General features: G+C 34.7%; 13 protein-coding genes. 1 reads left to right on the top strand and 12 read right to left on the bottom strand.

The features are described 5' to 3' along the window. Positions 1-185: 185 nt before the first annotated feature. The 10 genes from rpoD to rpsU form a co-directional block, all read right to left on the bottom strand. Positions 186-1301, bottom strand: a complete 1116-nt coding sequence (gene rpoD / locus FD33_RS11080; protein ID WP_025085754.1) for an RNA polymerase sigma factor RpoD — start codon at positions 1299-1301, stop codon at positions 186-188. Between the two features lie 22 nt (positions 1302-1323). Then, on the bottom strand, positions 1324-3144 hold the full coding sequence (gene dnaG, locus FD33_RS11075) for a DNA primase (RefSeq protein ID WP_025085755.1): 1821 nt from the start codon (positions 3142-3144) through the stop codon (positions 1324-1326). Between the two features lie 603 nt (positions 3145-3747). Further along, the gene (gene glyS, locus FD33_RS11070; protein WP_025085756.1) at positions 3748-5808 is read right to left on the bottom strand and encodes a glycine--tRNA ligase subunit beta; all 2061 of its coding nucleotides are present in this window, start codon (positions 5806-5808) and stop codon (positions 3748-3750) included. Beyond that, on the bottom strand, positions 5801-6709 hold the full coding sequence (gene glyQ / locus FD33_RS11065) for a glycine--tRNA ligase subunit alpha (protein ID WP_034544297.1): 909 nt from the start codon (positions 6707-6709) through the stop codon (positions 5801-5803). Before glyQ ends, glyS begins: the two co-directional genes overlap by 8 nt. A gap of 227 nt (positions 6710-6936) precedes the next feature. Beyond that, entirely contained in the window at positions 6937-7695 is a 759-nt protein-coding gene (gene recO, locus FD33_RS11060; RefSeq protein ID WP_025085758.1) for a DNA repair protein RecO, read from the bottom strand. Continuing rightward, complete coding sequence (era, locus tag FD33_RS11055; RefSeq protein WP_056955975.1) at positions 7695-8609, bottom strand: GTPase Era; 915 nt, start codon at positions 8607-8609, stop codon at positions 7695-7697. Before era ends, recO begins: the two co-directional genes overlap by 1 nt. Before the next feature lies 1 nt (position 8610). Next, on the bottom strand, positions 8611-9069 hold the full coding sequence (locus tag FD33_RS11050; RefSeq protein WP_373887535.1) for a cytidine deaminase: 459 nt from the start codon (positions 9067-9069) through the stop codon (positions 8611-8613). 81 nt (positions 9070-9150) lie between these two features. Beyond that, complete coding sequence (gene ybeY / locus FD33_RS11045) at positions 9151-9621, bottom strand: rRNA maturation RNase YbeY (RefSeq protein ID WP_025085760.1); 471 nt, start codon at positions 9619-9621, stop codon at positions 9151-9153. Between the two features lie 15 nt (positions 9622-9636). Further along, positions 9637-10614, bottom strand: a complete 978-nt coding sequence (locus FD33_RS11040; RefSeq protein ID WP_025085761.1) for a PhoH family protein — start codon at positions 10612-10614, stop codon at positions 9637-9639. 105 nt (positions 10615-10719) lie between these two features. Further along, on the bottom strand, positions 10720-10902 hold the full coding sequence (rpsU, locus tag FD33_RS11035) for a 30S ribosomal protein S21 (protein ID WP_010019742.1): 183 nt from the start codon (positions 10900-10902) through the stop codon (positions 10720-10722). Positions 10903-11024: 122 nt separating this feature from the next. Between rpsU and FD33_RS11030 the strand changes: the two genes are divergently transcribed. Next, positions 11025-11846 (top strand): pyruvate, water dikinase regulatory protein, encoded by an 822-nt coding sequence (locus tag FD33_RS11030; RefSeq protein ID WP_025085762.1) that lies wholly within the window; start codon positions 11025-11027, stop codon positions 11844-11846. Positions 11847-11864: 18 nt separating this feature from the next. Here FD33_RS11030 and FD33_RS11025 read toward each other — a convergent pair whose 3' ends face one another. Further along, on the bottom strand, positions 11865-12764 hold the full coding sequence (locus FD33_RS11025; RefSeq protein WP_025085763.1) for a deoxyribonuclease IV: 900 nt from the start codon (positions 12762-12764) through the stop codon (positions 11865-11867). A 216-nt stretch (positions 12765-12980) separates the two neighbouring features. After that, positions 12981-14518, bottom strand: a 1538-nt coding sequence (locus FD33_RS11020; RefSeq protein ID WP_156407847.1) for a BspA family leucine-rich repeat surface protein, incomplete at its 5' end; no start/stop codon positions are given.

The following is a 14518-nucleotide window of genomic DNA, read 5'->3' as shown; positions in this document are numbered from 1 at the left end:
TTGGATTCAATTTATTTTGTCCAAGTGGCTAACTTGTTATTGAAATTTTCGATTTAATTTTAATAAATTATTCATTTATATTTTTATTTTAATAACATCAAATTATGTAATAAATTAACGTCTTTTTTGGATTTTACAAAAAAAAACTCAGCATCCTATACAGGAATACTGAGTGTTTATTTTATTTATTCAAGGAAATCCTTCAATTGTTTTGATCTAGAAGGATGACGTAATTTTCTCAAAGCTTTGGCTTCAATTTGACGAATTCTCTCACGAGTAACACCAAATACTTTACCAACTTCTTCAAGAGTTCTTGTACGACCATCGTCCAAACCGAAACGTAAACGTAAGACGTTTTCTTCACGATCTGTCAAAGTATCTAGAACATTCTCTAGTTGTTCCTTCAATAGTTCGTAAGAAGCGTGATCTTCAGGACTTGTAGCATCAGAATCTTCAATAAAGTCACCTAGATGTGAGTCATCCTCTTCACCAATAGGTGTTTCCAAGGAAACTGGTTCTTGAGCAATCTTCAAAATATCACGAACCTTACCAGTAGGCATATCCATTTCGGCACCAATTTCTTCAGGAAGTGGTTCACGACCTAAGTCTTGAAGCAATTGACGTTGAATTCTGATCAACTTATTAATAGTTTCGACCATATGAACTGGGATACGAATAGTTCTGGCTTGATCGGCAATGGCACGCGTAATAGCCTGTCTGATCCACCATGTTGCATAAGTGGAGAATTTGAATCCTAATCTGTAATCAAATTTTTCAACAGCCTTCATTAGACCCATGTTACCTTCTTGAATCAAATCCAAGAATTGCATTCCACGTCCAACATATCTCTTAGCAATAGAAACAACCAAACGAAGGTTAGCTTCAGCTAAAGCTTGTTTAGCCTCTTCGTCACCCTTTTCGATCTTCAAAGCAAGATCAACTTCTTGTTGAGCGTTAAGTAAAGGAACACGACCAATTTCCTTCAAATACATACGTACAGGATCATTAACTTTAATATCTGTTGGGGCAGTAGTAGTCTCTTTCTTACTCTTCTTTTCTTCACTCTTTTCTTTAAGAAGTGCAAGCTTACTTGGATTACCCTTGTCATCAACAACACCGATACCAACATCTTCCAATTCACTGATGAAGTTATTTAGAGCTTCACCCTTCAACTTGTAAGGTTTGATAATCTTTTCTTGTAGGTCATCTTCAGTGATCTTACCAGTTTTCTTAAGATCCTTGATGAGCTTCTTTGTAGCAGTTTTTAACTCTTTTGATACTGTTGTTTTCTTTGTTGCCATATATTATATTCCTCCAGTATGCTTAATTGCTAAGAATTCTTCTAACCTCAATCAATTGCTTAGTTAAATCTAACTGCAATTTATTGTCACCGACCATCGCCGCCTTTTTTAGTTGTTCATTAATTTCTTTGATCTGCTCTTCCAGACTGGAATTTTTGATATTGCTGATATAATCTTCAATTTCTTGATCATTATATTCTTCTGGCATATTCATCATTTCCAAATCGGCTAGCAAATTCTTATCATCATTATCCAAGACATTCATAAAATCAGAAATATTAATTTCCTCTTCCACATTGTCTGAATCGACATAAGATAATAAACTATCAAAAATACGTTGATAACTCTGATGAACAAATTTGAATCCATCACCCTTAAGATTAATACGAACTTCGGGATAATTAATTGCCCAATATAATAGGTAACGTTCTGATTTCTCCAAACGATTATACTTGGGCTTAACACTTGAAGTTACTTTCTCTAAAGCTCTCTGTTGAACATCTTTATAATTGTTGGCTGGTTCTTTAATTGCCTGTTGTCGACGTAAAGCATCCAATTCCTTGTTAATAGCCTCTTTGGAAACACCCATTTCGTCAGCAACCCGACCAACATACATATCGATTTCAACCGGTGATTGCAACTTAACTATCTCATGCAAAGATTGGTTTAAAAACTCTAACTGATCATGTTCGTTATTCAAATTATAGTTGCGTTTGAAGTAATTCAGAATAAACGAAATTGGTGTCTGCACACCATTATTAGTTAAATTCTGAAACTTCTCATTACCCTCACTACGGATAAATTCATCAGGATCCTTCTTATCGGGAATACTGATAACACCATAAGTGAAACGATTATCATTCATTTGAGTCAAAGCTCGATAAGTAGCTTCAACTCCTGGATCATCGCCATCGTAACAAACATTAATTTGATTAGTTAAACGACTTAAAGTATATAACTGATCATCTGTCAAACTAGTACCCATTGAAGCCACACCATTGGTAACACCAGCTTTATAGGCACTAATGACATCCATGAATCCTTCAAACAAAATTACGTTGCCTTTTTCACGAATCTCCTTTTTAGCATTATTCAGATTAAATAATGTTTTCCCTTTATTGAAGATTGGCGTCTCCGGACTATTCAGATACTTAGCTGTCGAAGCAGTTTTATCCAAAATCCGACCGGAAAAAGCAATAATATTGCCTGATTCATCAGTAATTGGAATCATTACCCGATCACGAAATCGATCAAATAATTGTCCCTCTTGATTCTCGGCAAACAATCCCGATTTTCTCAAGACGTCTTCACTGACATCCCGTCCCTTAAAGAATTGCAATAAGAGATCGTTATTATTTGGAGCATAACCGATATTAAAGGTCTTGATTAAATCTTCACCTAAATCACGGTTATTCAAATACTTCAAAGCTTGTGTACCGTTTTCCGTTTTTAGTAAAATGTGGCTGTACAACTTAGCTGCATCAGCATACATCTTAAGCAAAACATGACTATCAGAGTTCTGATATGGTGTACTTGCTTGGTATTGGTCGGGTACAGAAATATTCCCCATTTGAGCAACTTCAATTATAGCTTCTGGGAAAGTCTTATTCTCAATTTCCATAATGAATTTAAAAACATTTCCACCACGACCACAACTGAAACAATGAAAAATTTGTTTGTCCTCCGCTACAGAGAATGAAGGAGTTCTTTCTTCATGAAACGGGCAAAGTCCAAACAAATTTTTACCGGATTTTTTCAGCTGTACATACTTACTAATCACATCAACAATATTAGTCTTTGCAGTAACCTCATCGATGAATTCCTGAGGAATTCGTGTTGCCATAGCATACACCTCCTCACAGAATATTTATAAGACAGGCACACAATTTAACACATCTATTTCAAGAAAACAAACATGTTGAACTGCTCACTAACGATCTAGAAATAAAAAAGTGCTCCCACAAAAAAGTGCAAACTGGGACCACTAGTCGCTTGTCAACTATTTATTATACACGGTTTAGTACAAAAGTCACGTAATTAGACTATTTTAATATGAAAATTGTTTTTGTAAACCAGATTACAAGCAAATTCAAAATTACTTCGTTATTTCTTCTTTTGGTGAATAAAAATGCACTAATGTAATCATTCGCAAAACAATAAATTTCTAATCCCAAAGATCCAGGATTATAAACTTTACGGTTAATTATATTATTAATGCTTGAAATTTTACCTACTGAAAAACCACTTTTCATAATTTTTTTGAGTCATCAAATGTTGTTTCATGATGGCATCTTTCTATATCCATTTGCAACAACCAACCATTATTCAAACAACAAAAGAAAGTAAATTTTTTAATAAATAAAATTTCATACATATATTAATTAATTCCAAAAAAAATCTCTCAATATTCGATCGAATATTGAGAGATTTATCTTTTTATATAAAACTATTTCGTAACAATTTTAGAAAGATCACCAAGTTTAGCAATCAAGTTATTAGCAATAACTAATTGTGTTAAACGGTTATTCTTAACCTTTTCATCTTTAGCCATAATCATATTCTCATCGAAGTATGAATCAATTGTTGGACGTAGTGCTGCCAATTGTTTGAATAGATCTTCAGCATTATCATCACTAATTTTAGCTACTTGTTCCTTCAACTTAGCTTCTGATGGATTTTCAAATAATGAATCGTCAACTGTCAAATCGTCTGAATAGCCAAACTTAGCCTTCTTAGATAGGTTAACAATTCTACCTAATGCTTCCATGATAACTTTAAAGTCATCATCAGCAATATGATTTTGTAGCACTTTAGCAACATCAATCATAGCGATTGGATCAACATTTGAACCACCAGCAACAGCATCAATAATATCCACACGGATATCTTGTTGTTTCAATAATTGACGTACACGGTCAATCATGAAGTCATCAATGTCTTTTTCATGTTTACTTAAATCTAATTTAGCAGGAACTGTTAAGTTAGCCTTCAAGTAATCTTGAAGATCATTTAAATTCAATGACCATTGATATTGATTAAGAATTCTGACAATACCATAAGCTTGACGACGCAATGCATATGGATCATTTGAACCACTAGGAATCAAATCAACTGCATAGAAAGTAACTAATGAGTCTAATTTATCAGCAATAGCTAGGGCTGCCCCAACTTTACTTGCAGGTACTTCACCTTCAGCAGAAATTGGCATGTAGTGTTCACGAACAGCATGAGCAACAGCTTCTGTTTCACCCATAATTTCAGCATACTTTTCACCCATGACACCTTGTAGTTCTGGGAATTCATCAACCATGCTTGTTACAAGGTCAAACTTATAAATATCACTGGCACGTAATAAATTTTTAGTTTCAGTTTCATCTAATTTGAATAATTTGGCCAAATATTCAGCAATTTGGTGAACACGAGCCATTTTTTCATACATTGTACCGATTTTAACGTGGAAGTTAACTGATTTAAGTTTTTCAACATAATCAGCAATTGTCTTCTTTTGGTCTTCTTTAAAGAAGAAATCAGCATCTTCTAGACGAGCAACAAGAACTTTTTCATTACCACGAATAACATTTTCGATATGTTCTGTATTACCATTTCTAACACCGATAAAGTAAGGAGCTAACTTCCCACTTTGATCACGTACATAGAAGTATCTTTGATTATCCTTCATTGAAGTGATTAGGACTTCTTCAGGGATTTCCAAGTACTTCTTATCAAATGAACCATAGAAAGTTGTTGGGAATTCAACTAGATTGTTAACTTCTTCTAACAAGTCGGCATCAACATCAATATCCCACTTATTGTCTGTAGCAATTTTACTAATTTGATCAGAAATAATTTGTTTACGTTCTTTAGCATCAACGATAACAAATTGTGATCTCAATTTTTCAACATAGTTCTTAGCGTCATCAATTTCAACATCTTCACCTAGGAATCTGTGTCCACGAGTCATACGTCCAGAAGTAATATCAAGAATCTTGACTGGTACTTCTTCAGTATCAAGTAGAGATACCAACCAATGAATTGGACGAATATATTCGAAATCATATGAACCCCAACGCATTCTTGTAGGGAATGTGATAGCTTTAATGACTTCATCCATATGGCTCAATACATCTTCAACTTTTTGACCATCTTCATGCTTTTGAATATAAGCATATTCAACACCCTTTAGTTCTTCAAAGAAAATGTCATCTGGTGTCATGCCTTGTCCACGTGCAAATCCTTGTGCAGCCTTTGTCCAATTGCCATCAGCATCTTGAGCAATCTTTTTAGATGGACCTTTAGCTTTGACATCAATATCAGTTTGTTTATCAGCAATACCTTTAACAAGAATTGTTAATCTTCTAGGAGTAGAAAATTTTTCAATTGAATCAAAAGAAATACGATTTTCTTTAAGGAATTTCTCTGCCCTTTGAGCAAATTGATTAACACTCTTAGTTACAACATGGGCTGGCATTTCTTCCAATCCAATTTCTAATAAGTAATTTTTAGTCATTTTCATTCTCCTTTGCTTGACTGTTTGCTAGAAGTGGGAAGCCACGTTTCTTTCTTTCCTCAACAAAGGCTTTAGCAACCTTATGTGCCATTTTTCTAATACGTGATAAGAAAGCAGCACGTTCAGTAACAGAAACAGCACCACGAGCATCTAACAAGTTAAATGTATGTGAACATTTCAAGATGTAATCGTAAGCTGGGTGAACTAAACCTAGATCCATCAAACGATTAGCTTCTTTTTCATATTCATCGAAGAATTTGAAAAGCATATCTTGGTTACTTTCTTCAAATGAGTATTTTGAATGTTCGTATTCAGGTTCCTTAAAGATATCACCATACAAAACACCGTCGCCCCATTCAAGATCATAAACAGAGTTTACATCCTGAATGTATGATGCTAGACGTTCAACGCCGTAAGTGATTTCACTAGTTGTTGGATGACATTGAAGTCCACCGACTTGTTGGAAGTATGTAAATTGAGAAACTTCCATACCATCAAGCCAAACTTCCCAACCAACACCGGCACAACCCATTGATGGGTTCTCCCAGTTATCCTCAACGAAACGAATATCATGTTCTAGTGGTTCAATACCTAAGGCACGTAATGAATCCAAATAATATTCTTGAATGTTTTCTGGAGCTGGTTTCATAACAACTTGGAATTGATGATGTTGGTACAAACGGTTAGGATTTTCACCATAACGACCATCAGCTGGACGTCTTGATGGTTCAACGTAAGCAGCATTCCATGGTTCTGGTCCAATTGCACGTAAGAATGTGTATGGACTCATTGTTCCGGCACCTTTTTCTGTATCATATGCTTGCATTAACATGCAGCCCTTACTACCCCAAAATTTTTGAAGAGTAAGAATCATATCTTGTATATTTAACTTCTTAACCATGTTTTCTCCCTTCAGGCAAAACACAAAAAAATCCCTTGCAGTGTACACTTAGGCACTCTCTGCAAGGGACGATTATTCGCGGTTCCACCCTAATTCAGGACAAAGTCCTGCTCTTTTATATTCAAATGAAAATTATACGCCATAAATCTTAATCAGGGCTTCCACCATCCCCTGTCGCTGTTTTCACAATTACAAATATAACCATTTTCATAAAGATTGTCAATTAGCTAAAAGCGCCAACGCTTCATTTTATCGATAAAAGTCTTACTTTTAGGATAATATCCAACCGTTCCTAAATAAATCGCATCAATTGCATGTTGAATCAAATCTTTATTATTTTCTTTAATTTCAATTTTACCAACTTGATCTAAACTAATTTTGCTAAATAAACGCAAAAAATAGATGATCCTTTTAGGAATATGCAAACGATGGATATCATTATCGAAGTGATTTGAGCAGATCAATCCGCCTAAAAGAACCGAAAAATCGAAGACTCCCTCAGTTTCACCACCGACTACACAAGCGTCCATATTGGGCTTTACTCCAAAAGCATCTAATAATTTCATCTGCATAATATTGACAATGATCTGTGCATCATAGCCATTATCAATGTACAACAAGGCCTTAAAGAGTTCCCGATACCATTTATCTGGTACCGGATCATCAATAAAAGCCTCATGATACAGATCAAATAGAAAAGTAGCATAAGCGTTTAATTCAATGTCTTGTACAATCTCATCAAATTGCTTGATATTACTAGCCGAATTCAAGTATGACAGCCCATCATCACGAACTACGCCTGAGTATTCACCATATGAAAACGTAATTACTGAACCTGATATCTTGGATTTAGAGTTTTGCGTACTACGAACCAAAAAAGTTCTAAAACCATATTCTTTCGTCAGAATTGTGACCAAAGCATCCCGTTCTTTATAACGTTGACGTCGTACAACAATTCCAAAGAAATTAGTTGCCGTTTGATGCATTAATTATTCAAGTCCTTCAATGAATAGCCAGCACTAGCTAAAAAGGCTGGATCATCACGCCAATTTTTCTTAACACGTACCCAAAGCTTCAAATTAATCTTCTCACCTAACAGATGTTCAATCTTAATACGTGAACCAATACCAATATTCTTCAACATAGAACCGCCACGTCCGATAACAATAGGCTTTTGACTATCACGTTCAACATAAATATAAGCTTCAATTTGAAGTTTACCAGCAGCGCTACGTTGGTTCATTGATTCAACTACGACAGCAATTGAGTGAGGAATTTCGTCACGTGTATCTTCCAAAATCTTTTCACGAATCAATTCACCGACAATAAAGTATTCTGGATGATCAGTAATTTGGTCATCAGCATAATATTGTGGTCCAACTGGCAAAGCCTTCGTCAAAGAGTCGATCAAATCATCAACGTTGTTACCATTAGTTGCAGAAATTGGAATAACTTCAGCAAAATCCATCAAATCTTTGTATTCGTCAATTTGTGGCATCATTTCATCAGGATTGATCAAATCAATCTTGTTTAGAATCAAGAAAACTGGTGCCTTAACTTTCTTCAATTCTTCAATGATAAATTTGTCCCCAGGGCCAGCTTTTTCTCCAGCTTCTGTCATGAATAGTATAGCATCAACTTCCTTAAGAGCAGAAATGGCAGCCTTATCCATGTATTGATCCAAATCATTATGTGGTTTGTGGATTCCCGGTGTATCCAAGAAAATAATCTGACGTTCATCATCAGTAAAAATTCCTTGAATCTTGTTACGCGTTGTTTGTGCTTTAGGTGATGTAATAGCAATTTGTTCTTTAATAATACGATTCATAAATGTTGATTTACCAACATTAGGACGTCCAATAATTGCTACAAAACCTGATTTATAATTTTTATTATCCATATTAATTCATATCCTCATCACTGAATGCTAGTGGCAAAATTTCTTTGAAAGTATATTTCTTATAGTCATTACGATTATTAGCTAAAAAGACAATATCATCTGGTCCCATAAATTCACTCATTACTTGACGACAAGCTCCACAAGGTTTTGACATTTCCTCAGTCCCGTTAGTGATTACGATTGCCTTAACTTTTTTAGCGCCTTCCGAAACAGCTTTAAAGATAGCTGTTCTTTCAGCACAATTAGTTAGACCAAATGATGCATTTTCGACGTTAACACCAGAATAGACTTTGTCATCATCACAAAGAATAGCTGCGCCAACCTGGTAATGAGAATAAGGAGTGTAAGCATTTTGCATAGTCCTATCAGCAATATCAAATAGCTCTTGTTCGTTAATTTCCACTAGTTTCAGTCTCCTTTTTGTATTTCTACTATGTTTATAATACAAGAGATTACGCAAACTAAAAAGTAAAAGCTCACTTATTTTTCAAAATAAAATAAGAGCAGATAATCAAAGTACAATTATCCACTCTTTCAATTTTTATTTTTCTAAACCATAAGCGCCCAAAATCTTTTCTTGTAAACCAATCATGACTTTCTCGTCTTCTTTCTTGATATGGTCATAACCATTCAAGTGAAGAATTCCATGCACGATTGTATAGCCTAGTTCTCGATCAAATGAATGTTCATAGTCTTTAGCATGCTCTGCTACAATTTCAGTACTAATAAACAAATCACCTAAATCAACTGGTAAATCGGGAATTTGATTCTCTAGATAATATAGTGAATCCTCACCATCATTAATGGCAAAACTAATAACATCAGTCGCACGATCAACATTACGATATTCTTTATTAATATCATGAATACCATCTTTAGTTACAAAATGAATCGATAGTTGTGTATTTTCCTTTAATTCCAATTGATTAAAAGTAAATTGAACAATATCTTTCACCCAATTTTCTCTATTTTTGTCGATCAAATTATCATCATTAAAAATTTCTAAGTCCATAATAATTCCCCAATATTATTTTTCTTTTTTATCCGAATCCTCATAAGCGTCAATAATTTCAGCAACCACCGGATGTCTAACAACATCGGCTGAAGTGAAGTTAACAAATTCAATGTGTGGTAAATTTTTCAAAACTGATTGTGCTTGAATCAAACCACTACGAGTGTGACCTGGCAAATCAATCTGAGAAATATCACCATTAACAATCATTTTAGAATCAAAACCCAAACGTGTTAAGAACATCTTCATTTGCTCTCTAGTAGTATTCTGAGCTTCATCTAGGATAACAAATGACTCATCCAGCGTACGGCCTCTCATATAAGCTAAAGGTGCAACCTCAATCACACCTCTTTCAAGTAAGCGGCTAGTGTGATCAGATCCTAGGATCGCATACAGAGCATCATAGATAGGTCTCATGTACGGATCGACTTTTTCTTTAAGATCACCTGGCAAAAATCCTAAGCTCTCTCCAGCCTCAACAGCCGGTCTAGTAAGGATGATTCTCTGAACCTTGCCTTGTTTCAAGGCCGCTACAGCCATAACAACGGCTAAATAAGTTTTACCAGTACCAGCAGGTCCAATACCGAAAGTAATATCATTATGATTAATGGCATTAACATATTGTCTCTGGCCAAAATTACGTACACGAACCGGTTTACCACTGAAATCTTTGATCAACTCGTCTTTATATAAGTCACCAAAATAATCCAATGTACCACGTTCATCCATCTTTAGTCCACTTACAATATCGGCTGATCCCAGAGTTACACCACTGTTGACTAATTCCATGAATTTATTTAGAAGATTTACGGCGTGCTTAACATTGTCCTCTGCACCCGTAACGTCTAAACGATCGCCAAATGCATGAATTTCTACACTTAACCCTTCTTCAATTAAATGCAAGTTACTATCATTTACACCAAAAAGACTGATTGCGTTTTGAGGATTTTTGATTTGAATGCTTTCTTTACTTTGTTCAACTTTTTCTGTCAATAAAAACAAACCTCCATCTTACCTTGAATGATATCACAAAGCTGAATTTTTTTGACAAAAAAAAGGTTAAAACAATTTAAATTGTCTTAACCTTAAAAGAAACTATTAACGACGTTTCTTGTTGCGCTTGCGAGCAGCCTCTGACTTTAACTTTCTCTTGACACTTGGCTTTTCGTAAAACTCACGTTTTCTATATTCTTGAAGTGTACCACTCTTTGAAACAGAACGTTTGAATCGACGAAGAGCATCATCAAGCGACTCGTTTTCACGAACGACGGTTTTTGCCATATGATAATCCCTCCTTCCGCATTCTAACGTAACTGTCTATTGCTCTTGCAGTTCATATGTTATTATAACAAAAAGAAGTTAATGTTCAAATATTTTTTTAAATTTTTTTGGAGGAATTTATTATGAAAGAGAAATTAAATGTCTTTGTTCTATCCGACGGTGTCGGTGAAACCGCTCTGCGCGTTGCCAAAGCGGCTTTTGCACAGTTTCCAGATATGGATACAACTTATACAAAATATCCATTCGTAAAAAACAATTCACAGCTAGAAAACATCCTAAATTTGGCAAAAGAGAAGCAAGGAGTCATTTTACATACGATTGTTTCAACCGAAATTTGTAATGTGATCAATGAATTTTGTCAGGACAATCATCTAGTTTATTACGATATTTTAAATCCAATCATCGGTACATTTTCACAAATGACACATCAAAAGCCTTTACGCAAAAAAGGACTTCTACATGAATTAGATAAAAATTACTTCGACATGATTTCTGCCATGGAATTCACTGTAACTAATGACGATGGTCAAAATCCTAAAGGCTTCTTAGAAGCCGATTTAGTTCTCCTGGGTATCTCCAGAACTTCTAAAACGCCTCTATCGCTCTATCTCGCCAATAAAAACATCAAGGTAGCTAATTTACCAATTGGTCCCTCATTAGCCATTCCAGACGAACTATGGGCCGTTGATCCCCACAAGATAGTTGGATTAACTAATGATATGAATGTTTTGCAAAAAATTCGCCGTCAAAGAATGATTGCTTATGGATTGGATGCCAACACCACTTATTCTGAAGAAGATGAAATTCAAAAAGAATTAGACTACTCAAATAAAATCTATGAAAAATTGAACTGTCCTGTAATTAACGTAGCCGATCGTTCGATTGAGGAAACAGCAGCTATTATCATGGAACAATTAAATTTCAATGGGTATAAGAAGAGCTAACTCAAATGAGTTAGCTTTTTAATTATTTTGAATTAATTTTTCTTTCATTTCTGGATCAAACTTACCCGCACGAAGCATTTCGATTTCTGGTTTGAAAGGTGCGATTCCCTTTTTGTCATTCTCATCTTTTTTAACATAAGGTGTTTCCATGATTTTAGGAACGCTCTCCAGTTGTGGATGATGAGCCACATAATTCAAAGCATCAAAACCAATTGTGCCGAAACCAATATCCTCATGACGATCCTTATGCGAGCCCGGCTCATTTTTAGAATCGTTTAAATGAATCACTGATAACTTGTCTAAACCGATAATATGGTCGAATTCATTCAAAACACCATCAAAATCATTTTTAATGTCGTATCCTGCATCACTCATATGACAAGTATCCATTGTTACTGACAGCTTATCATTATTAGCACAATTATCAAAAATTTCAGCTAATTGTTCAAAGCTTGTCCCGACTTCTGTACCTTTACCAGCCATTGTTTCAATTGCTATGGAAACTTTTTGATTAGGGTCAATTGCCTCATTCAACGCTTGTCCAATTTGTTTGAGCGCAACATCTGGACCTTGCTTCAAATGTGCTCCTGGATGAAAGCTCAATGCCTCAATTCCTAATGCATCGGCACGTTTTATTTCATCATGCATAAAAGAAATACCAAATTTAAGATTTTCCGGTTTTACTGTATTACCCAAGTTAATGATATATGGTGCGTGACCAATGATGTGATCAATTCCATAAAGCTTCAATAAGCGCTGACCTTCTGGAATATTCATTTCTGAAACATCTTTACGACGTGTATTCTGCGGTGCGCCCGTAAAAATCATCATTGCATTAGCACCATAACTATGTGCTTCTCTAGCTGAACCCGCTAGCATTTTAGGTGCCTTCATAGCAACATGTGAACCAATTATCATTTAAATTCCTCTCCCTTTAACAAATTAAATAAATTAGATTCTATACTCTTTTGATATTGGAATAAAATCAATATCAATTTTATACTATGTATACTAGGCATAAAAGATAATAATATTAAAAATGTTTCAGTTGAGGACATTATTAGTCAGATTCAACGAAATAGAACATCTACTTTAAGCTAAGGAATCAAAAATACTTAATTACTGACAAAAATTCTAAATACTACTCGTAAGGGTCCAATCTAAGATTGTCGAATAATTACCATTCGGTGCATACTTATCATTATTCATATTTAGTAAAACGCCATGATACCTATCCCATTTCAAATCATTCGTTCCTACACCAATTTTTCCATCATAAACTTCGGTTGGTTCTGATGAAAGAATATTATCATTATCATTACCCTTAAAGATCAGTACATTATTTAAAGTCTTTGTATTATCAGAAATATCTGTCAGAGGCCTTTCCATTGAAACTGATAAAGACGATTGCATAGCTTCCTCTGGATAATTACTATTCGTGATCTCTATAGAAAACTCATTCGTTTTTCGAAGGACCAAACCTGAATAGCTTGAAACGCTTCCAAACTCTATGTCGGGCACCTCCAAAGATACGTCAGTTTTAGGTTGTTGTTGCCAAACATAAGTTACGGTAGAACTTCCTGGTGAAGAGAATTTCTTCATAATTGCCTCATTAGTTATCAAATCACCAACCGGTACATGATCAGTTCCTCCATTTGCATTATCGACCTCTTGCCATCTATCACTATCTGCTTTATAAGAGGTACCTGGAATGATCGTTCCTGAAACAGGTGCAGCGATTCCTGATGATGTTCGTAATACCACTTTTGGACCTAATTCTATTTTCCAAAGGGAAGTATCATTAGTAAAAATGTTATCAACATTACTATTTTCAGTTTCATTAGTTGAGGCAATATCGGTAGCTACGGTTGCCTTAGTAGTATCAAAGTTTGAAAGATCCAACGTTTCCAAACTGGTCATCGAACCAAACATAGAATTAAAATTCTTTGCATTAGATGTATCCCAATTTTCTATCGGCAAATAAGTTAACGTTTTTGCGCCATAAAAGGTTTTGGAAAAATTTGTAACTTCTGAAACATTCCAATTTTGCAAAGGAATCGTTGTTGTACCACTAAATCCTGAAAACATCGAGTTCATACTGGTCAATGAATTAGTATTCCAATTTTTTAAAAAATCAATATCAGGTATTTTGGCGTCACTGAACATATTGTCCATTGATGTTACTTTGGAAGTATCCCAGTCAGCAATATTAAACTCATCAGTATCACTAAGATTTGTCCCTTTGAACATATAATTCATACTGGTCACCGAACTAGTATCAAAATTCCCAATTATCTTCTTTAAATTACTCGCACTGATAAAAAGATAATCCATTGACTTAACATTAGATGTATCATACTTAGACAAATCAATAGTTTTAAAATTCGTAAAGCCAAACATTCCTGCCATATTTGTAACCTTATTGGTTACCAACGATTGATACCCTTTTAAATTATCTTCATTTAATAAACGAGAGTTATAAAACATATACCCTGCATTGGAAAGGCTAGTTGTTTTCCAATTAGAAATATCCAGTCCCATTAAATTAGAATTTCCTGAAAACATATAACTCATATCTTTAACATTAGAAACATCCCAATTTTCAAGAAAAGATAAATCGGCGAATTTTATAATCAAGTTAGCCACTTTCAATAAAAGCTCAAAATAAAAAC

The organism is Companilactobacillus paralimentarius DSM 13238 = JCM 10415 (assembly GCF_001434985.1).
Classification (GTDB): Bacteria; Bacillota; Bacilli; order Lactobacillales; family Lactobacillaceae; genus Companilactobacillus; species Companilactobacillus paralimentarius.
The sequence above is the reverse complement of the archived record's forward strand: the minus strand, read 5'-3'. Positions and strand labels throughout refer to the sequence as shown.

Excerpts from the sequence above, each read along its gene's own strand:
- glyS (WP_025085756.1), bottom strand. The coding sequence starts at position 5,808 with ATGACTAAAAATTACTTATTAGAAATTGGATTGGAAGAAATGCCAGCC.
- dnaG (WP_025085755.1), bottom strand. The coding sequence starts at position 3,144 with ATGGCAACACGAATTCCTCAGGAATTCATCGATGAGGTTACTGCAAAG.
- era (WP_056955975.1), bottom strand. The coding sequence starts at position 8,609 with ATGGATAATAAAAATTATAAATCAGGTTTTGTAGCAATTATTGGACGT.
- rpsU (WP_010019742.1), bottom strand. The coding sequence starts at position 10,902 with ATGGCAAAAACCGTCGTTCGTGAAAACGAGTCGCTTGATGATGCTCTT.
- FD33_RS11025 (WP_025085763.1), bottom strand. The coding sequence starts at position 12,764 with ATGATAATTGGTTCACATGTTGCTATGAAGGCACCTAAAATGCTAGCG.
- FD33_RS11030 (WP_025085762.1), top strand. The coding sequence starts at position 11,025 with ATGAAAGAGAAATTAAATGTCTTTGTTCTATCCGACGGTGTCGGTGAA.
- ybeY (WP_025085760.1), bottom strand. The coding sequence starts at position 9,621 with ATGGACTTAGAAATTTTTAATGATGATAATTTGATCGACAAAAATAGA.
- recO (WP_025085758.1), bottom strand. The coding sequence starts at position 7,695 with ATGCATCAAACGGCAACTAATTTCTTTGGAATTGTTGTACGACGTCAA.
- rpoD (WP_025085754.1), bottom strand. The coding sequence starts at position 1,301 with ATGGCAACAAAGAAAACAACAGTATCAAAAGAGTTAAAAACTGCTACA.
- glyQ (WP_034544297.1), bottom strand. The coding sequence starts at position 6,709 with ATGGTTAAGAAGTTAAATATACAAGATATGATTCTTACTCTTCAAAAA.